Below are 18,897 nucleotides of genomic sequence, written 5' to 3'. Positions count from 1 at the left end.
CCATGCTGGCCTTCCTGCTGCAGATCAACGCGTTCGTCAAGAGCGGCGCGGTCTACCCGTTCGCGGTGTTCATGCTGTGGGTGTGGCTGCTGTGGCTGCTACGGGTCACGCTCGCCGGGCAGTACCGCCCCGTGCAGGCCGCCTACAACGTGAGCACCTCGGTCGTCATCCCGGTCGTCGACGAGCCGGAAGACCTGTTCCGCGAGGTGCTCAGCCGGATCCGCGAACAGCGGCCGACGGAGATCATCGTGGTGATCAACGGGCCGCGCAACGAGATCCTTGAGAAGATCTGCAGCGACGTCGGGGTGCGCTGGGTGTGGACGGAGACGCCGGGCAAGCGCAACGCGGTCGCCGTCGGCGTCGGGATGTCCAGCGGCGACGTCGTCGTCCTCGTCGACTCCGACACCGTCTGGACCAACGACACCCTGCGTGAGCTGGTGAAGCCGTTCCGTGACCCGCGGGTCGGCGGGGTCACGACCCGGCAGCGGATCCTCGATCCCGGCCGCACCGTGCTGACCCGCTGGGCCGACTGGCTGGAGAACGTGCGCAACGAGTACTCGATGCCGGCGATGAGCGTCCTGGGCACCGTCGGGTGCCTGCCGGGACGCACGATCGCGTTCCGCCGCTCGATCCTCGTCGACTGCATGGACCGGTTCCTGACCGAGCGGTTCCTCGGGGTGTTCCTCGAGGTCAGCGACGACCGGACGCTTACCAACTACACGCTGCAGGCCGGTTACCGCACCGTCTACCAGTCGACGTCGCTGGTCTTCACGGACGCGCCGACGAAGCTGGCGAAGCTGACCAAGCAGCAGTACCGGTGGGCGCGCGGGTCCCAGTACAACACCCTGCGCATGCTGCCGTGGATGCTGCGCAACGCGCCCGTGCTCGCGGTGCTCTACCTGTCGGACATCCTCGTGCCGTTCGTGCTGGTCGGGTGCTTCGTCAGCTGGGGCATCGCCCTCGCGACCGGGTTGAAGTCGCAGCTGTACGGGGCCCTGATGCTGCCGGACGAGTCATGGCAGCGGGTCGCGATCATCCTCGGGCTGACGGTCGTGATGACGCTCGCCTCCCTGGCGCTGCGGTTCGGCCGGCACTTCGCCCACCGCCCCGGCGACGTCTTCGCGCTGCCGGTGTTCATGCTCATCAACACGTTCATCCTGATGCCGATCCGCGTCCTCGGGTTCTTCCGGATGGCGCACAACGCGGGCTGGGGGACGCGGGCCGGCGGGTTCGCCGGGGAACGGCGGCGCAACCCGATGCTGGTGCTGCCCTACATCGCTGGAGTGATCATGTTGTGCGGGTCGGTGCTGCTCGGTGCCTAGGCACACGCGGGAGACGCCGCGGTCGTTCCGGATCTGGATGGCCGCCAACACGATCGTCGTGGTCGGGCTGGCCGCGTGGATCCTCAGCCCGGCGGCGAAGGACCCGGACTCCACCCAGTCCCGCGGCAACGCGGCCGCCGCGGAGGAGAACCGGCGGCAGGCGCAGAAGCCGGCACCGACCCGCGAGCAGATCCTGGCGATCCCCGGGCTGCGGTTCGGCATCAGCGCACCGCAGGCGCCGTGGTCCTCGGCCGAGATCGGCGCGGCAGCGAAGGCCGCCGGGGCCGACCCGACCATCGTGCAGTACTTCGTGAAGTGGACCCAGGAGTTCCGCGCCGACTCGATCCCGCAGACCTACAAGCAGGGTGCGCTGCCGGTCGTCTCGTGGGAGCCGTGGGCGGGAGTGAAGTCGGGGCCGAACCAGACCGACTACGCCCTGTCGAAGATCATCTCCGGGAAGTTCGACGACTACATCACACGGTTCGCCACCGCCGTACGCGACCAGAAGTGGCCTGTCGCGATCCGGTTCGCGCACGAGATGAACGGCAACTGGTATCCGTGGTCGGAGAAGCAGTCCGGCAACAAGCCAGGCGAGTACGCCGAGATGTGGCGGCACGTCCACGGCATCTTCGCCGCGGTCGGTGCCACCAACGTGATCTGGATCTGGAGCCCCAACATCATCCGGCCGGTGCCGAGCGTGAAGCTCGACCCGCTGTATCCGGGCGACGCGTACGTCGACTGGATCGGCATGGTCGGCTACGCGGTCGAGGAGAGCAAGGCCTCGGCGGTGTTCGAGCCGACGATCGCCGCGGTGCGCAAATTCAGCCAGAAACCACTCATCATCACCGAGACGGCCGTCGAGAAGGGCCCGCACCAACTGCGGTGGATCGCGGACTTCTTCGCCTGGATGGGCAACCGGCAGGACATGGTCGGCTTCATCTGGTTCAACTTCAGCAAGGACGAGGGCGGCACGTCGGACTGGCGCTTCAGCGTCCACCCGCCGATCGCCGAGGCCGTCCGCAAGGGCCTGGCCGGGGTCAAGCTGGCCGCTCCCCCGCCGCACTGACCGCCGCTCACCGCTTCGCGGTGATGTCCTCGACGAGGGCCTTGATGATCGGCTTGGCCTCGGCGTCGGTGGCCACCTGCCAGCTCAGGTCACCGACGGTGTTGCCGAGGCCGGCCTGCCCGCGCGACGGCAGCTGCGACAGGATCACCGCGCGGATCCAGTCGACGTCGGGGGTGCCGAGCCAGGTGCGCAGGTCGGTGAAGAACTTGACCCGCTCCTCCGCGGCGGCGTTGACCTCGGCGAGGATGACGTCCTTGGCGAAGGTGGTGCGCAGCATCTCCAGCCGCGGCACGAACGCCTTCACCGGGTAGGCCTTCTTGCTCCCCAGGTTGATCACCGTCGTGCCGACGTAGTCGACGTGGTCCGGGCCGGGCCAGTACTTCTGCACGTTGGCAAGCCATGCCTGGTCCTGCTCCGGGCCCTGGTACAGGTTGGGCGACGGGGCGAACACGAACTTCGCGTTGCCGGCGCCGGCGGAGCGGAACACCTCGACGATGTGCTTCCACGCCGCGACATAGGCGGCCGGGTCGTGGCTCCACGGATACCAGTCGCCGTTCATCTCATGCGCATACCGCATGTACACCGTCAGTCCGGACTTCTTGACCGAGGTGGCGAAGGTACGGATGTACGCGTCGAGCTGACCGCCGGCGATCGCGGCGTTGCTGAACTTCGGCTGGACCGCCGCGGCCTCCTCGGGCCGGGCGGCGTCGACGCTCGCCCACGGCTCCCACGTCACCGAGTAGGACTTCATCTTCTGGTCACGGGCCGCCTGGAAGTGCGTGTCGAGGCCCCGGTTGCGCTCCCAGGCCTCGAACTCCATCACCATCGTCGGCTTCACCCCGACGGCCTTCGCCCAGTCGGCGGCCTTCCACGGGTCGGATGCGACGCCGAACTCCCGCGGCGGGCGCCCGTTGCCCGCCTTCGCGTCCTCCGACGAACAGCCCGCCACCGAGACGACGCCCGCGGCAAGACCGGTGAGCAGCAGCTGACGCCGAGTGAGCACGATCGGATTCCTTCCCCGTGGGTGCGCCACCGTCCGCCGGGCCGGGGCGGCGCCAGTCTAGCGAGCACCGGACCGCGAGGGCGACGTCCATATGATTGGATCGACCGGAGTTCCCGCGGCGGCGCTGCGGTTGACAGCGGCAGGAGGTAGCGGCAGGTGACGACCGACTCCCAAGGGCCGGTCCGGGCTTCGGCCCGTGTCGGTGTCGGACCCGCGTCCGACCCGTCCCCGGCGACCCTTGCCCCGCGGCGGCGCCCCAGCCACCTCGGGCCGGTCCACGTGCTGCAGGTCGTCGTCGTCGAGGCGGCGATACTCGGCCTGCTCGCCGTGCTCGACCAGGGTGTCCTGGTCATCGTGCCGGTCGCGCTCGCCGGGCTGCTCATCGCCGTCGTCGCCCTCGGCCGGCAGAAGAGCCGCTGGTGGCTGGAGCGCCGGGTCCTCGCGTGGCACTTCACCCGCCGCGCGAAGCGGCGCCCCGCCGAGCCGGTCACCGACCCGCGGCTCGCCCTGCTGCGCACGCTCGCGCCGCGGCTGACCGTCCAGGACGTGCCGGTGTCCGACGACTCCGTGATCGGGGTGGCCCGCGACGACGCCGGCTGGTTCGCGGTGGCGGAGGTCACCCCGACGGCCGCGATGGCCGACGGGCCGTCCGGGCACCTGCCGCTGGAGTCGCTCGTCACCACGCTCACCGACACCGGCCAGCCCGGCTCCGCCCTGCAGGTGGTCACGCACACCCTCGGCTTCCTCAGCAGCGACCTGCAGCAGGCGCTGCCGGCCGCGTACTCCTACCGGGAGCTGGTCCAGCGCTTCGATGCCGCCCCGATCCCGGCCGACCGGGTCACCTGGGTCGCCGTCCGCCTCGACGCGCGGGCCCTCGCCGAAGCCGGCGCGGAGAGCGCCGAGAACGCCGTCGACGTCGTCGCGGCGATGCTCCGCAAGGTCGCGCGGACCCTGCGCGGGGCCGGGGTCAACGTGCGGATCCTCGACCGTGGCGGGGTCCTGACGGCCCTGGAGCGCTCCTGCGACCTGCAGCGCACCGACGACGCGGCGCCGCCGCCCCAGCCGCGGGAGACGTGGGACGCGTGGCACTCCGCAGGCCTTGCCCACCGGTCCTACTGGGTGCAGGACTGGCCCTCGATCAACCAGGACGGGGCCGTCGGCGCCCTCGGTGACCGGCTTGCCGCCGTGCCCGGCTCGTTCACCAGCGTGGCGTTCGTCATCGTCCCCGGTGCCGCCACCGACGCCCAGGTCGACGTCAGGTGTCTGGTACGTGTCGCGGCACCCGCCGAGACGATCGCCGCCGTCTGCCGGGTCCTCGAAGGCGGCACCCACGGCGCGCGCCTTCTCCCGCTCGACGGCGAGCAGGGTCCTGCCACATATGCGACCGCACCGACGGGCGGAGGACCCCGATGACCCGCCCCATCGAACCGGTTCAGCAGCGCGGTGTCCTCAGCGCGCCCGCACCGGCTCCCGGACCTGCCCAGGGGCAGCCGGCAGGGCAGGCGGGCGGGCAGGCGCCCCACGTGCGGGTCGCCGGGCCGCAGACGGCACCCGGCACACAGGCCCAGCCCGACGACGAACGCGCCGCCGAAGCCCATGCAGCCGCCGAGGCGGAGGCCGAGGCGTCGGCGCAGACCCTGCGGGTCGCCGGGCTCGTCGCCACCGCCCCCACGCCACCGTCCGGCCCGCCCGGCGGCACCGTCTACGGCAACCGTGACGACGAACGCGACGCCGCTCCCGGCGGCAGGCAGCCGGGGCTGCGCATCGGCTGGCACACCGCGTCGCTGACCGCGCTCAACACGATGGGCGTCAGGTCGGCCGGCACCGGGCTCGTCCTCGGCGCGGACCACAACCAGCAGCCGGTCCCGATCCGGCTGTTCCGGCCCGAACCGACCCGCGTCACGCTCGTCGGCGGGGTGTGGGCGGCGCAGATGCTCGCGTTCCGGGCCCTGGCGCGCGGCTCGCAGATCATCGTGATGACGGTCGACCCGGCCGCGTGGCACGGCTTCGGCGATCGGGCCGTCGGCCGCGCCGACCGGGTCGCGGTCCTGCACGGTGAGCAGCCGGCCACCGTCACCGCGACCGCCCGCCGGCCCGTCCTCGTCGTGCACGACCTCGGCACCACCGGCCCGTCGAGCCCACCGGCGGCCGGGCCGTGGCAGACGCAGCTGACCGTCCTGCGGCGCCTCGAGGAGCCCGGCGCGCCCGCGGTGCGGTCGTGCGATCTCGTGGTCCTGCAACGGTTGCACATCACCGAGGCCGCGGTCGCCGGGACGGCGTTGCAGCTGGACCCGCAGAGCGTGCAGCGGCTGCAGATGCTGGAGAACGAGATGCTCGCGCTCATCGGCGGCGGTGCCAACCGGTACCTGTGGCTGCACCCCACGTCGACGGAGCGTCAGACCATGGGCGACGCATGGCGATGAGGACGTTGCACTTCCGGGCGTTCTGTTACGTTGTTCGCCGTCGTAGCCGTCCGCGCAGCCATGACGCAGTGAGGAGATCGCCGTGACGCCCCGGATCGGCATCGGGCTGGCCCGAGTGACCGTCGCCACCCCGAAACGGCGCATCGACGTCGCACTGCCTGACAACGCCATCGTCGCGGAGCTCCTGCCGCACCTGCTGCGCCACGCGGGTGAGGACATGGGCGACACCGACCACAACTCCGGCTGGGTGCTGCGACGGGCCACCGGCGCGCTCGTCGAGCCGGCCCGCAACCTGACCGTCCAGGGGGTCCGCGACGGCGAGATCCTGCACCTCGTGCCGGGGCGCACCGACTGGCCGGAGCTCGCCTACGACGACGTCGTCGAGGTCATCGCCAACGGCGCGCGGCGCACCGGCAGGTCGTGGAGCGGCCCCGCCACCCGCCGCGGGGGAATCACGTTCGGTGTCGTCACGTTCACACTCGGCGTCCTCGCGATCGCCCTGGCCGGCCCGCCGTGGACGATCCCGGCGGCCGTCGCCGGCGGGATCGCGCTCGTGCTGGCCCTCGCCGGGATTGTCGTCGCCCGCGCCCTCGGCGACGCACCCGCCGGTGGTGCCGTCGCCGGTGCCGCCCTGCCCTACGCGTTCGCCGCCGGCGCCCTCGCCGTCGTGCCCGACGGCATCGGCGTCACCGGGCTCGGCGCGACCAGCGTGCTGCTCGGGTCGGCGGCGCTGCTGGCGGTCAGCGTCCTCGGATACGTCGGCACGGCCGCCGTGCGGTGGCTGTTCATGGCCGGGCTCGAGGTCGGCATCGCCGGGATCATCACGGGGCTGCTCGTGCTGGCCGGGATGTCGGCGGCCGGGTCCGCCGCGTTCGCCCTGACCCTCGTCATCGGCCTGCTGCCCGGCTATCCGCTGATCGCGAGCTGGCTCGGCAAGCTGCCCTTGCCGGCCCTGCCGAACAAGCCGGAGGACATCCTCGTCGACCAGCCGGTGCCGAAGCGGGCCGGGGTGTTCGCCGCTGTCGCCCGCGCCACCGAGCTGCTCACCGGCATGCTGCTCGCCGCCGCCGTCGTCGGTGCCGTGACCATCGTCATGCTCGGCGTCGACGGCCGCACCACGAGCATCCTGCTCGCCGCCAGCGCGTCCGCGGCACTGCTGCTGCGGGCCAGGCTCTTCCCGGCCGCCCGGCAGCGGGTCCCGCTGCTCGCCGGCGGTGCGTTCGGCGTCGCGGTGCTGCTGGTCGGCCTCGTCCTGCGCACCGACCCCGGTGGCGGGCGCCTGGTGATCCTCCCGGCGCTGCTGCTCGTCGGGGGTGCGATCGTCGCCGCCGGGCTGATCTACAGCAGACGGGCACCGACGCCGTACATCGGCCGCATCGCCGACATCACCGACGTCGTCGCGATCATCGCGCTGATCCCCCTCGCCTGCGGCGTGATCGGCGTCTACGGCTCGATCCAGGCGCTGTTCGCCTCGTTCGGCAGCTGACATGGCAACCCGCCGGGACCAGCTGCAGTCCTACCAGTACATGACCCAGCGGGTCCTGTCCGCGTTCGTCATGCGCGAGACCGACCCGGCCCAGTCGCCGCTGCGGCGCGGCATCGGCGCCGTCTTCGCCGGCATCATGGTCGCCGTCCTCGTCGGTGCCGGCTTCGGCGTCTACGGCATCCTCACGAAGGTCGGCGGCACCGCCTGGAAGGCCGACGGATCGATCGTCATCGAGCGCGAGACCGGCGCGACGTTCATCTTCATGGACGGCCGGCTCCACCCGACGCTCAACTTCACCTCCGCACTGCTGGCCTCCGGGCGGGGCGCATCGCAGCTGTTCCGCGTGTCGCAGAAGTCCCTGGGATCCGTGCCGCGCGGCATCACCATCGGCATCACCGGCGCACCCGACTCGCTCCCCCCGGCCGCCAAGGCCGTCGGGCTGCCGTGGACCGTCTGCTCCACGGCGGGCACGTCGAGCTCCGGCGGGCAGACGGCAACGGTCAGCCTCATGGCGGGTGAGGCGACGGCCGGTGCACGTGCCAGCGGAAACGGCCAGGGCGTGCTCATCAGGGACGTCACGGCCGGCCTGACCTACCTCGTCGTCAACGGTCACCGGCACCAGCTGTGGGAGTCGCGGACGGTCATCCCGGCCCTGTTCGGTGCCGTCGTCACCCCGGCCCCGGTCGGCACCGCCTGGATCAACGCCCTTCCCGCGGGTGTGCCGATCAGCCCCATCACCATCAACAACCGCGGCACCGACAGCAAGATCGTCACCGGCCGCAAGATCGGCGACCTGCTGGTCGTGCAGACGGGCTCCGGCCCGCAGCACTACCTCGTCTTCGACGACGGCATCGCCCCGATCACCCCACTGCAGAAGAACATCATCGACGCCCAGTTCCCCGGCAAGGACCCGGCACAGGTCTCCGTCGGCGACATCAACAAGGCCAAGCGCAGCTCCCGCCTGACCACCCCCGAGGGCAACGACGCCACGGCCCCGTCCGAGCCGCCGAAGCTGGACCTGCAGCCCGGCTCCCCCGGCGACCTCGTCTGCGCCACCACGACCGACCCGCGCAACGCCCCGCAGATCACCGTCGGTGGCACCATCCCCTCCATCGACGCCGGGGTCCCCACGATCGGCCGCTCGACCGCCGGCACCACCCTCGCCGACCGCGTCTCGGTCCCGGCGGGGCGGGTCGCCGTCGTCCGCGTCCTGCCGTCCGCGACTGCCACCTCGGGTGCCTACGCGATCATCACCGACATGGGCGTGCGCTTCTCCGTGCCGTCGGCGGAGGTCCTGCGGATGCTCGGCTACTCGCCGGACAAGGCGACCGACGTGCCGAGCTCGCTGGTGACCCGCATTCCGGCCGGTCCGGTCCTCGACCCGGCGGCAGTGTTCCAGCCGCAGGTGGCCGGCGCTCCGGCCGCACCGTCCTCACCACCGGCTCCGTCCACGTCCCCGTCCGGCTCCCCATCCCCGAAGCCGTCCGCCAGCTGACCCCTGCCCGTTCGCCGCCGCTTGATCAACGTCCCGTGAGACGGGGTGGGCGCTGGACGACAGTGCCACCGGCAAGGACAAGGTCGACGCGACCGGTCATCCGTTCGACGGGTGGTGGTGTCAGTCGCTCGACCTTGCCGTCACCAACCAGCGCGGCGTGGAGATGCCGACCCGGAAACGCTGACGATGCAAACTCGAGCAGCTGCGGTGCTGCCGGCGCCCCGCCTGCTGATCGTCATCAGTCAGGCGACCGTCAGTCGAAGAGCATCGCCGGCGGCCCGGGCTCCTCCGGCTCGTCGCGGACCCGGGCCGGAGCCGGATGCTCCGCCCGCCAGCGCCGGCGGCGGCCCTGCGGCAACGCGACGGCAAGGACGGCGATCACGACCGCGAACCCGAGCGCGCCGGCCGTGCCGATCAGGGCCCAGCGGCGGCTCCCGGCCCAGCTGGAGGCGCGGGCAGGCGCCGGGCCGTCGACCGGGCCGATGACCGTCGGCGGCTGCTCGACGACCTGGTCGGTGAGGGCACCTGCCGGATTGACGATCCCGTGGCCGTAGAACTGGCTGCCGGGGCCACCTGCGGCGGGGACGGCGGTGCCGATGAGCCTGCGGGTCACCTCCGCGACGTCCGCCCGCGGGATGAAGGCGCGCACGAGAGCGACGACGGCGCTGACGAATCCCGATGCCACGCCCGTACCGTTGACGACCGTGAGACCGGAGGCCCGCTGCAGCGTGAGGATGTTGCCGCCGGGTGCGACGAGGTCGACATACTCGCCGAACTGCGAGCTGTCCATCCGGATGCCACGCTCGTCGACGGCGCCGACGCCGATGACACCGTCGTAGGCGGCCGGGTAGGGGGTCGGGTTCTGCTGGTTGGCGCCGCCGAGGTCACCGACGGCCGCGACGACCACGATCTGCTTGTCGAGGGCCTTCTGCACGGCGGCGCGGACGGCCGGGTCGTCGGTGTAGGTGGGCACGGCCACATCGATGACGTCGGCGCCGGCGTCGACGGCCGCGTTGATGCCCTTGGCGAGCTGGGCCGCCTGGGCACCGCCGGTCTGCCGGTCGGCGACGACGCGGACCGGCAGGATGCGGGCGAGCGGGGCGACACCGGTGAAGCCGATGCCGTTGGTCGCCTTGCCGGCGATGACCCCGGCGACCTGTGTGCCGGTGCCGACGCAGTCGGTGTTGGCGGGTCCGGTGCCGGCCACCGCGTCGACCCCCGCAGCGACCCGGCCGCTGAGCTGCGGGTGGGCGGCGTCGACCCCGGATTCGAGGACAGCGACGGTGACGCCGCCGCCGCGGGTGAGGGCCCAGACACCGCTCGCGCCGAGGTTCTGCTGCGCCCACGGCACGGTGGTGATGTCCTGCCCGGGATCGGTGCACTCGGCCGCCGCCGCGGGGGCCGCGAACGGTACGACCACCGCCACAACGCCGACCAGCGCAACGGCGAGGATCCGGTGCGGCCACATGAGGGATGCGCTCCACATCGTCGTCATTGCGGGGGCGGTGTCCATGGCATCTGGATGAGCCGGCCGCTCTCGCGCCGCGTGAACAGATAGCCCCGCCCGGGCGGCAGGAACTGCGGCCGCATATTGCCGAAGAGCGGACCCTCCTCCCGGGAGCCGGACATCATGATGCCCGGTGAGGCAAGCTCGCGGATGCGGGTGATGATCGGGTCGAACATCGCCCGCCCGGCGCCACCGATCCGGCGGGTCAGGATGAGGTGCAGGCCGATGTCACGGGCCTGGGGCAGGAACTCGAGCAGCGACGCCAGGGGGTTGGCCGCGGCGCCGGCGACGAGGTCGTAGTCGTCGACCAGCAGGTACAGCTCGGGGCCCTTCCACCAGCTGCGGTTGCGGAGCTGGTCGGGGGTGACCTCCGGCCCGGGGAGCCGTTCGCGCATGACGGTGACGACCTGCTTGACGAGGTCGAGGGTGACCTGCTGGGAGGTGCCGTAGCCGAGGAGGTGCGCGGGGCTGACCGCACCGAGGAGGCTTCGGCGCAGGTCGACGAGCATGATGCGCGCCTCGGACGGCTGGTATGCCTGGGTGATGCTGTGGGCGAGGCCGCGCAGGAAGGCGCTCTTGCCGCACTCGAGGTCGCCGAAGAGCAGCAGGTGCGGGTCGGCGTCGAAGTCAAGGGAGACGGGCAGCAGGTCGTTCTCCGCGATGCCGATCGGGATGCGGCCGCGCACCGGTGCCGGCAGCGACTCGAACGGCAGCTGGTCGGGCAGCAGCCGCACCTTCGGGGCGGGTGCCGCGGTCCAGTAGGCCTGCATGTGCTTGACGAACTCGGTGACCGCGTCGGACAGGTCGTCCACCTGCTGCCGGCCGTCGATGCGGGGCAGGCCGGTGAGGAAGTGGAAGCCGTCGGCGGTGAGGCCGTGGCCGGGTGCCTGCTCGGGGACGTTGACGGCGGCGCGGCGGTTGATCGCCGAGTCGCTGGGGTCGCCGAGGCGCAGCTCGACCTTCGTGGTGAACATGTCGCGGGTCGCGGTGCGGATGTCCATCCAGCGGTTGGTCGAGGCGAGGATGTGGATGCCGTAGCCGAGGCCGCGGTTGGCGATCTCCGACACCATCGGCTCGAGGTCCTCGAACTCGCCGCGGAGGGTCGCCCAGCCGTCGACGACGAGGAACACGTCGCCGAACGGGTCCTCCGCCGCGGGGCCGCCGGTGCGCTGGCTGCGGCGGTAGGCGGCGATGCCGTCCATGCCGAGCTCGGCGAACAGCCCGTCGCGGGCCTGCAGCAGCCCGTAGACCTCCGCGACGGTCCGGCGCACGGTGTTGACGTCGCGCCGGTTGGCGATCCCGCCGACATGCGGCAGGCCGGCGAGGGCGCTGAGGCCGCCGCCGCCGAAGTCGAGGCCGTAGAACTGGACCTCGCGCGGGGTGTGCAGCAGGGCGAGGCTGCTCACGAGGGTCCGCAGAAACGTGGTCTTGCCGGTGACCGGGGCGCCGACGACCATGACGTTGCCGCCGGCGCCGGACAGGTCGAGCCACATCGGGTCGCGCAGCTGCTCGTAGGGCTTGTCGATGATGCCGGCAACGCCGTGCAGGCGGCCGTGCAGCGACGCGTCGGCGACGGTCAGGCCGCGCTCGGGCGACTGGACGATCTGCAGCAGCAGCTGGTCGAGGGTCGGCGGCTCGTCCAGCGGCGGCAGCCACACCTGGTGCGCGGCCGTGCCCTGGCCCTCCATCCGCCGCACGAGGACGTCGAGGAGGGTCTCCCCGACGTGGGTCTCCTCCGGCTCCGGTGCCTCATCGGCCTGCTCGGTCTCACGCGGCGGCGTGACGTAGGCGGTGGTGAAGTCGCGGACGGCGTCGACGGCCCTCCCGCCGACCGTCGGCAGGGCTCCGTCGCGCCGGTAGGCCCCCGACACGTACGCCGCCTTGAACCGGATCAGCCCCTCCGTGCCGGCCTTCAGGTAGCCGTGGCCGGGTGAGCGCGGCAGCTCGTAGGCGTCGGGGACACCGAGGACGGTGCGGCTCTCCATCGAGGAGAACGTCCGCAGGCCGAGCCGGTAGGACAGGTGCGTCTCCAGGCCGCGCAGGCGGCCCTCCTCGAGGCGCTGCGAGGCGAGGAGCAGGTGCACGCCGAGGGACCGGCCGACCCGCCCGATCTGCACGAACATGTCGATGAAGTCGGGCCTGGCGGTCAGCAGCTCGCTGAACTCGTCGACGATGATGAGCAGGCTCGGCAGCGGCCCGAGCGGGACCCCGGCGGCACGTGCCCGCTCGTAGTCGCGCTGCGACGCGTAGTTGCCCGTCTTGCGCAGCAGCTCCTGGCGGCGTACGAGCTCGCCCTGGATCGCGCCGAGCATGCGGTCGACGAGTGACAGCTCGTCGGCGAGGTTGGTGATGACGGCGCTGGTGTGCGGCAGGCGGTCCAGCGCGGTGAACGTCGCGCCGCCCTTGAAGTCGACGAGGACGAAGTTGAGGATCTCCGGGTTGTGCTTGACGGCCAGGGCGAGCACGAGGGTGCGCAGCAGCTCGCTCTTGCCGGAGCCGGTGGCGCCGACGAGCAGGCCGTGCGGGCCCATGCCGTCCTGCGCGGACTCCTTGATGTCAAGGTCGATCGGGCGGTTGTCGGCGCCCATGCCGATCGGGACGCGCAGCCGGTCGCGGTTGGGCCGGCTGGCCCACGCCTGTGCGAGGTCGAACTCGGCCGGGTCGCCGAGCTCGAGCAGCTCGGCGAGGCCGAGGTCGACGGTGACGGAGGTCGACTCGGCGAAGGAGGCCGCCGACAGCCGCAGCGGTGCGAGCTCCCGCGCGAGCACCTCGGCCTCCGCGGGGTGCAGCCTGTCGGCCTTTCCGATCTGGATGGTGCCGTCCATGGTGGTGCCGGAAACGGCGCCGTCCGCCGCGATGTCCAGCACGACGGTCGTGTCGTCGAGCAGCCGCGGCGGCGGGTTGGACAGGTCGATGATGGTGACGCCGGCGACACCGCCCTCGGTCATGAGGTGGTCGGACCCGGCGGTGGAGCCGCCGTCGATGACGACGACGGTGTGCGGGCCGGCGAAGTTCTGCGCGACGGCGGGGTCGAAGCGGGGCCGGTTGGCCAGGACGTCGTCGAGCATGGCCTCCAGGCCGGTGACGCCGGGCGTGAAGAGCCGCACCGCACCGACCGCGTCGACCTTGGTGGGGTGGGCGGCGTGCGGCAGCCACTTCACCCACGACCACTGCGGTGCCTGCGCGTCGGCGACGGCGACACCGATCAGCAGGTCGTCGGGCGAGTGGAACGTCACCATCTGTGCCAGCAATGCGCGGACGAGGTCACGGACGGTCTGCTCGTCGGTGCCGCGGATGTAGACGTGGGAGAAGTCCCGCAGCGCGATCGCGACCGGCAGGTCCGGCACGACGGTGTAGGTCGCGACGAACTTGCGCAGCGCCATCGCGCACAGCGGCTCGAGCTCGTCGACGGGGCGGGTCTGCGGCGGGATGAGCGGGGTGACGACCTCCTGCGCGCCGAGACCGATCCGGGCGACGCTGAAGTCGGCGTCGCCACGGCGGCGTTCCCACAGCCGGGCGCCGGTGACCAGCGACCACAGCACCGACGGGTCGGGGTGGCGGTAGTAGATGGCCTCGCGCTGCTTCTTGATCGTGTCGCGCAGCTGGGCGCGCAGCTGGCTGAGGCGCCGCATGTACTGCCGGCGGGCCTCGATCATCTCCTTCTTGCCCGGCCCGTTGGTCTGCGTGGCCATCATGGCGATCATGCCGAGGATCGAGACGCCGTACATACCGCCGGCGACGTAGACGAGCGGGCCCGAGCGGCCGCTGGCGCCCATCATGAGACCCATCGCCACGGCGCCGGCCGCCATCGGCAGGATCATCAGCATCCGGGTCCACGTCTTGCCGGCCGCGTTCGGCACCTCCGGCGGCGGGTCGAGCAGCACGTCCCCGGTCGGCAGCGGCGGCGCGGCACGCCGCGGCGGACGCTTGATGATGACGGACGTCACGTGCCTGCCTCCCCAGTCTGGCCAGCGCGGCCAATCCTATAGACCACCGTGCACCCACACCTCATCGCGCTCGTGCGTGGTGGTGGTCGTGCCCGCGGCGGGGTCCTCAGGCTCCCACAGCAGCAGCGCCTGCACGTCCTGCGCCGGCAGCTCGATCCCGAAGTCGGTGCGCGGGTTGACGGCGAGGGCGGAGTCCTGCGGCCACACGCCGAGCAGCAGCACGAACGGCATCGTCACGCTGTGCACCCGGCCGGTCGCGGGATCGGTGCGGGCCATCGGGAACGCCGCGAAGAACGCCTCCTCCGACGTGAAGACCTCCAGGACCGGCTCCTGCTCCGTCCCGGCGGGACGCCACCAGTCCTGCTGGTCGAGCAGCTGCTCGGGGTCCTCGACGGCGTGCGCGGTCGGCACGACGACGGTCGAGTCGAGCAGGGTGTCGATGTACGTGCCGGGATCGTTGCGCTCGGCGGCGTCACGCAGGACCGTGTCGGTGTCGAAGATCTGCGTGGCCTGCTCGTCCTCGGCGAACCCGGCGACGATTACCTGGGCGGCGGTCGGCAGCTTGACGTCGCCCTTCGCCGCCGCCCCGACCGCCTCCACGGGCAGATACGCGTCGATCGGATAGCCCGGGTTGACCGCCAGCCGCCACTCCGGCTGCGGCCACCGCTCGAGCAGCTCCTGGTAGGTGGTGGCCGTGTACGCGTCGGCGACCCCGGCGACCGAGGCCGTCAGTCCTTCCAGCGACGTGTACACCACCAGGACGGTCTGACCGAACAGCTCCGCGGTGATGAACGTCTGCTCCTCGGACTCCTCCTGGCCGACCTGCGGCAGGTAGAGCTCGGCGGAGGCGATGATGCCGAAGAACGCCTGCTGGTCGCCGTCGGCGAGGGCCTTGGCGAGGGCGCGCTCGGTCTCGTTCGCCGGCTCCCACTGCGGAGGCTGCTGGTCAGGGTCGGGGTCGGTCATCGGGTCGCTCCTCCGCTCGCCGGTTGCGGGCCGGTGGGGCGTTTCGCGGCCGGCAGCGCCGCGCCCATCCGGTCCGGGTGCAGCTGTGTCACGTCGGCAGCCGCGGCCGCCGCCCGCAGCGGCTCCGGCGGCTCGCACAGCATCTGCCAGAAAACCTTGAAGTCGTCGGCGCAGTGGTGCAGTAGCCGCTCGCACACGTCCTCGGCGGTGTCGTCGTCCTTGGCCCGCGGGTCGTCGTCGTCGAACCACCACACGGAGCCGGTTGCCTCGCCACGCACCTTCACCGCGATCAGCCCGCCCTGGACGTAGCCGGCCGCGACGTAGTCGGTGGTGAACCGGTCACCGAACCAGGCGTTGGCGTAGAGCAGGTCCTGCAGCGCGTCAGGCCGGGCCACGCCGAACATCGGCTGGTCGGCGACGAACCCAAGACCGACGTGCACGACCGCGACGTGCGGGCCGCCACCGTTGCTGTCGCGCAGATACTGACGGTAGTCCGCCGGCAACGCATGGCCGAGGTGCTCCTCCACCTTCGTGAGCGCGTCGTCGGCGACAGTCGCCTCGACCCGGCTCGGCACCGGCCACCGGCCCGGCTCGCCGAGATAGCGGCGGGTCCGGTCGGTGCGGGCGGTGCTCACGCCGCCGAGGTGCCGGTGCGCGCCGTGCAGCTCGATCGGCACCAGCGCGGCCCGCCGCGGCGCGCCGGGTGTGACGACCGGCAGGTGCGCCCACGTCCAGCCGGCCGGTCCACCGCCGGCCGGGGCGTCCGCATAGAGCGGGTCGGTGCCGGCGAGCACACGGTTGGCGGCGAGCACGTCCACGACACGGTTGGCATGGGCGCCGAGGTCGTCACGGACCGGTGGCAGCTGCACGACGGCCCGCGCATACGGGACCCAGTCGGGAAATCCGTGCGCGTCCACGACGATCCCCGCCCGGTAGCGCACCCGCAGCACGGGTGAGCCCGGGTGCAGCACCTGGAACGCGTGCCGGCCACCGGCGATCATCGACCGCTCCTTCCCCGTCAGGAGGCATCGAGGTTAAGCTACCCCGGTCGGTCGTCGGCTACCACGGGGAGTTCACGCATGCTACGGGTCGCACCGCCGGTCGCCGCACTGCTGGTGGCGGCGGGTGCGCTGAGCGGCTGCAACTCACCGGCGGGGAGCCCGTCGCCGGCGGCGAAGGTGACCCACACGGTGACCTACGAGCTGTTCCATTCCGGCGGCCCCGGATTGAAGATCGTCGGTGCCTACACCGACGGTCGGGGCGCGTCGGTGTCGTTCGACACCCCGCAGTCGACCTGGAGCAAGCAGGTCGACGTGGTGTATCCGGACGTCACGACCGTGGTCCTCGGCGGCAACGCCGCCCCGGACGGCGACACTGTGATCGGCGCGCAGATCCCGCAGCTGCAGTGCATCCTGTCGGTCGACGGCTCGATCGTCGCCCAGCAGCACTCGCTGAGTCCGCGGTGCGAGGCGAAGCTCACCGGCACCGTCACGACACCGAAGGCCGGCTCGCCCGCGCCGTCAGCATCCCGCTGACCCGTCAGCCTCGCAGCAGCTGCGCCAGGGCGGCCCTGGCCTGATCGGCCGTCGCCGTGGTGACCGGCGGGCACATGAACCCGTAGCGCAGGATGTGCCCGGCGAACGGCGGCTCGGGCAGCAGGTGCTCGCGCTCCAGACGCTCGGCCAAGGCCGGTGCCCAGATCCAATGGCCGTCGGTGCGGTAGCCGCCGCCGACGGGCGCACCGGCGCGCAGATACCGCAGATACCGCTGGCGGCGGCCCGGATCGTCCAGGCGCTCACCGCTGGCCTCCCCGGCGAGGACGAACTCCCCCACGGCGTCTCCGTTCGTCACCACGGCGGCGCCAGTGGCACGGCGTCGGCCACCGCCTCACGGTCCCACGCCGCGGGCGCGCCGTGGGGAGCCTTCGGGATCCGGACGGCCCACCGGCTCACGTCGAGCACCGGCCTGCCGCCGACGACCTCGGTGGTCTGCCGGGACGCGAAGAACGTCAGTTGCGTCGCGTCATCCGTGTCCCGTACCCGCGGTGCCTCCACCTGCGGCAGGTCCGCCTCCGGCGGATGCTCGCCGCGCCACGCGGCCGGATCGGTCACGACCTGTTTGAACCAGCCGCCCGGCCACTGGCACGAGGCGAGCACCTCCGCATACGCCACCGGGTCGAGGTCGCCGGTGACGACGAGCGCACCGAGCGCGGCGACGGTGCCTGGGTCACGCAGGTGCAGGGCCTCGCCGTCGGTGCGCAGCAGGAAGACGTCCTGCGGCGCCGGGCCCTCGACCTCCTGGTCCTCGCGGATCGCCACGACGAGCGCTTCGACCCACGGTGCCGCACCGACGCGCAGCAGGTCGGGCACGACCCGGACGTTGAACAGCCGGTCGCTGGTCTCGACGGCGAGTGCGGGATGCGGCGCGTAGTCCTTGCTCCACACGACGGTCTCGTCGTCGAAGAACACGAACCGTCGCAGGAGATCCAGCAACACCCCACCAGTGACCATCGTCTGCCTCGCGTCCGCCCGTCGACTGCCGTGGGCAAGCGTAGCGTGAGTAAGGTCGTCGGCATGGTCCTGCGACTGGCACGCACGAACGTCGAGGCACACCTGTTCATCGAGTTGCACCCGTGTGAGACGTGCGGCGAGACCCGCTTCACCCCGCCGAGCTCCGTCGTGGTCGTCGGTGACGACCTCGCCAGCCGATATGCGGGGCCGTGCCCGCGCTGCGGCACCGGGCGGGAGTTCACGTTCCGCCTGCCGGAGCAGGTGACGCTCCCCGACGAGGCGGAGCCGGCCTTCGGCGTCGACGGCGGCGCGTCGGAGATCATCGACGCGGGTGAGTGGCTGTGGGTGGCCGACCTCATCATCCGCAACACGCCCGCCGAGCCGGACGAGGAGATGACCGCCGAGCAGCGCCGGCAGGCGCTGATCGACCTGCGGATCGCGGCCGCCGCCGTCGGCGAGGCGATCAAGTTCGTCCCGCCGGGCGCCGACGCCGTCCCCGTCCACGCGCTGTGGACCGAGCGCGGGCGGTCGGTGCACGACGCCGAGCCGGGCAGGTTCCGCAAGATCCGGCTGGAAGCGGTCCAGCGGACATACCGGGAGCTCTCCGACGGCTTCGCCACCCGCTGACCGCGCGATCGGGCGGTCAGCCCGTCAGCGTCAGCAGCATCTGCCGGCACGCCTCGATGCGCTCCTGCAGGCGTTCGCGGGTGAAGGCGGCCGGATCCGCGGCGTACCTCGCCCGTCCCGGCTCCGACGTGAACGCCGAAGCCGGCACCGCGGAAGCGTCCGGCGGCACGAACTTCAGCACCTCCTCCACGGCGGCGAGCGCGTCGGAGGCGGCGGTGCGCGCGTCTTCGCGGCGAGGCCCGGACGCGTCCGCAGGGACGGCCGCGTGCCGGGCCGCCCGTTCGCTCATCGCAAGGAACTCGCCCGGGTCGATGATCCGGGACGGTTCCGGTCCCCCGTAGGCCGGCGGCGGCACCGCATCCGGCGCGAGCACGAACTCGAACCGGCGGGACGCGCCGCACGACGGGCAGGGCCCTTCGTAGGCCGACCGCGGACCCGGCCCGCGGTCGTGCCGCGACCACGGGAAGTCCCACTCGCCGCAACCCTCACAGGGGTGCAGGGCCATGTACAGATGGCACTCGGTCACCGACCGCGCGACCAGCATC

Annotated in this window: 16 protein-coding genes; 8 read left to right on the top strand and 8 right to left on the bottom strand. The window is 72.2% G+C overall.

From position 1 onward, the window contains the following. Positions 1-2: 2 nt before the first annotated feature. Positions 3-1,322, top strand: a complete 1,320-nt coding sequence (locus tag ABZS58_RS40245) for a glycosyltransferase family 2 protein (protein ID WP_354788955.1) — start codon at positions 3-5, stop codon at positions 1,320-1,322. Continuing rightward, a complete protein-coding gene (locus ABZS58_RS40240; RefSeq protein ID WP_354788954.1) occupies positions 1,315-2,388 on the top strand; it encodes a glycosyl hydrolase in 1,074 nt (357 codons plus the stop codon). The genes ABZS58_RS40245 and ABZS58_RS40240 overlap by 8 nt, the downstream gene beginning before the upstream one ends. 7 nt (positions 2,389-2,395) lie before the next feature. Here the strand turns inward: ABZS58_RS40240 and ABZS58_RS40235 are convergent, their stop codons facing one another. Next, the gene (locus ABZS58_RS40235) at positions 2,396-3,391 is read right to left on the bottom strand and encodes a glycosyl hydrolase (RefSeq protein WP_354788953.1); all 996 of its coding nucleotides are present in this window, start codon (positions 3,389-3,391) and stop codon (positions 2,396-2,398) included. Between the two features lie 156 nt (positions 3,392-3,547). On the opposite strand from ABZS58_RS40235, the gene ABZS58_RS40230 reads away from it, so the two are divergent. From ABZS58_RS40230 to eccB, 4 genes are all read left to right on the top strand, one after another. Beyond that, on the top strand, positions 3,548-4,804 hold the full coding sequence (locus ABZS58_RS40230) for a type VII secretion protein EccE (protein WP_354788951.1): 1,257 nt from the start codon (positions 3,548-3,550) through the stop codon (positions 4,802-4,804). Beyond that, positions 4,801-5,814: a hypothetical protein gene (locus ABZS58_RS40225; RefSeq protein WP_354788949.1), complete on the top strand. Its 1,014-nt coding sequence runs from the start codon at positions 4,801-4,803 to the stop codon at positions 5,812-5,814. Before ABZS58_RS40230 ends, ABZS58_RS40225 begins: the two co-directional genes overlap by 4 nt. 82 nt (positions 5,815-5,896) lie before the next feature. Continuing rightward, positions 5,897-7,300 carry a type VII secretion integral membrane protein EccD gene (gene eccD / locus ABZS58_RS40220; RefSeq protein ID WP_354788947.1) on the top strand — a complete coding sequence of 468 codons (1,404 nt, stop codon included), beginning with the start codon at positions 5,897-5,899 and terminating at the stop codon, positions 7,298-7,300. Between the two features lies 1 nt (position 7,301). Beyond that, the gene (eccB, locus tag ABZS58_RS40215) at positions 7,302-8,795 is read left to right on the top strand and encodes a type VII secretion protein EccB (RefSeq protein ID WP_354788946.1); all 1,494 of its coding nucleotides are present in this window, start codon (positions 7,302-7,304) and stop codon (positions 8,793-8,795) included. Positions 8,796-9,048: 253 nt separating this feature from the next. Here the strand turns inward: eccB and ABZS58_RS40210 are convergent, their stop codons facing one another. The 4 genes from ABZS58_RS40210 to ABZS58_RS40195 are packed head-to-tail and all read right to left on the bottom strand — an operon-like array spanning position 9,049 to position 16,216. After that, positions 9,049-10,281: a S8 family serine peptidase gene (locus ABZS58_RS40210; protein WP_354788944.1), complete on the bottom strand. Its 1,233-nt coding sequence runs from the start codon at positions 10,279-10,281 to the stop codon at positions 9,049-9,051. 5 nt (positions 10,282-10,286) lie between these two features. After that, the gene (gene eccCa / locus ABZS58_RS40205) at positions 10,287-14,249 is read right to left on the bottom strand and encodes a type VII secretion protein EccCa (protein ID WP_354788942.1); all 3,963 of its coding nucleotides are present in this window, start codon (positions 14,247-14,249) and stop codon (positions 10,287-10,289) included. A gap of 36 nt (positions 14,250-14,285) precedes the next feature. Continuing rightward, positions 14,286-15,215, bottom strand: a complete 930-nt coding sequence (locus tag ABZS58_RS40200) for an SseB family protein (RefSeq protein ID WP_354788940.1) — start codon at positions 15,213-15,215, stop codon at positions 14,286-14,288. Then, complete coding sequence (locus ABZS58_RS40195; protein ID WP_354788939.1) at positions 15,212-16,216, bottom strand: SMI1/KNR4 family protein; 1,005 nt, start codon at positions 16,214-16,216, stop codon at positions 15,212-15,214. Before ABZS58_RS40195 ends, ABZS58_RS40200 begins: the two co-directional genes overlap by 4 nt. Before the next feature lie 78 nt (positions 16,217-16,294). Between ABZS58_RS40195 and ABZS58_RS40190 the strand changes: the two genes are divergently transcribed. Beyond that, positions 16,295-16,750 (top strand): hypothetical protein, encoded by a 456-nt coding sequence (locus tag ABZS58_RS40190; RefSeq protein WP_354788937.1) that lies wholly within the window; start codon positions 16,295-16,297, stop codon positions 16,748-16,750. A 4-nt stretch (positions 16,751-16,754) separates the two neighbouring features. Here ABZS58_RS40190 and ABZS58_RS40185 read toward each other — a convergent pair whose 3' ends face one another. Both ABZS58_RS40185 and ABZS58_RS40180 read right to left on the bottom strand, forming a co-directional pair. Next, the gene (locus ABZS58_RS40185; RefSeq protein WP_354788936.1) at positions 16,755-17,048 is read right to left on the bottom strand and encodes a hypothetical protein; all 294 of its coding nucleotides are present in this window, start codon (positions 17,046-17,048) and stop codon (positions 16,755-16,757) included. 14 nt (positions 17,049-17,062) lie between these two features. Then, on the bottom strand, positions 17,063-17,710 hold the full coding sequence (locus tag ABZS58_RS40180; protein ID WP_354788934.1) for a hypothetical protein: 648 nt from the start codon (positions 17,708-17,710) through the stop codon (positions 17,063-17,065). Between the two features lie 78 nt (positions 17,711-17,788). Between ABZS58_RS40180 and ABZS58_RS40175 the strand changes: the two genes are divergently transcribed. After that, complete coding sequence (locus tag ABZS58_RS40175; RefSeq protein WP_354788932.1) at positions 17,789-18,352, top strand: hypothetical protein; 564 nt, start codon at positions 17,789-17,791, stop codon at positions 18,350-18,352. A gap of 16 nt (positions 18,353-18,368) precedes the next feature. On the opposite strand, the gene ABZS58_RS40170 is transcribed toward ABZS58_RS40175, so the two are convergent. Then, on the bottom strand, positions 18,369-18,896 hold the full coding sequence (locus ABZS58_RS40170; RefSeq protein ID WP_354788931.1) for a hypothetical protein: 528 nt from the start codon (positions 18,894-18,896) through the stop codon (positions 18,369-18,371). Between the last annotated feature and the right edge of the window lies 1 nt (position 18,897).

This window comes from Dactylosporangium sp. NPDC005555 (assembly GCF_040605635.1).
In the GTDB taxonomy this organism is placed as follows: domain Bacteria; phylum Actinomycetota; class Actinomycetes; order Mycobacteriales; family Micromonosporaceae; genus Dactylosporangium.
This window is presented reverse-complemented; position numbering and strand designations above follow the sequence as displayed.

Excerpts from the sequence above, each read along its gene's own strand:
- ABZS58_RS40195 (WP_354788939.1), bottom strand. The coding sequence starts at position 16,216 with ATGATCGCCGGTGGCCGGCACGCGTTCCAGGTGCTGCACCCGGGCTCA.
- ABZS58_RS40190 (WP_354788937.1), top strand. The coding sequence starts at position 16,295 with ATGCTACGGGTCGCACCGCCGGTCGCCGCACTGCTGGTGGCGGCGGGT.
- eccB (WP_354788946.1), top strand. The coding sequence starts at position 7,302 with ATGGCAACCCGCCGGGACCAGCTGCAGTCCTACCAGTACATGACCCAG.
- ABZS58_RS40245 (WP_354788955.1), top strand. The coding sequence starts at position 3 with ATGCTGGCCTTCCTGCTGCAGATCAACGCGTTCGTCAAGAGCGGCGCG.
- ABZS58_RS40175 (WP_354788932.1), top strand. The coding sequence starts at position 17,789 with ATGGTCCTGCGACTGGCACGCACGAACGTCGAGGCACACCTGTTCATC.
- ABZS58_RS40200 (WP_354788940.1), bottom strand. The coding sequence starts at position 15,215 with ATGACCGACCCCGACCCTGACCAGCAGCCTCCGCAGTGGGAGCCGGCG.
- ABZS58_RS40170 (WP_354788931.1), bottom strand. The coding sequence starts at position 18,896 with ATGCTGGTCGCGCGGTCGGTGACCGAGTGCCATCTGTACATGGCCCTG.
- ABZS58_RS40225 (WP_354788949.1), top strand. The coding sequence starts at position 4,801 with ATGACCCGCCCCATCGAACCGGTTCAGCAGCGCGGTGTCCTCAGCGCG.
- ABZS58_RS40210 (WP_354788944.1), bottom strand. The coding sequence starts at position 10,281 with ATGTGGAGCGCATCCCTCATGTGGCCGCACCGGATCCTCGCCGTTGCG.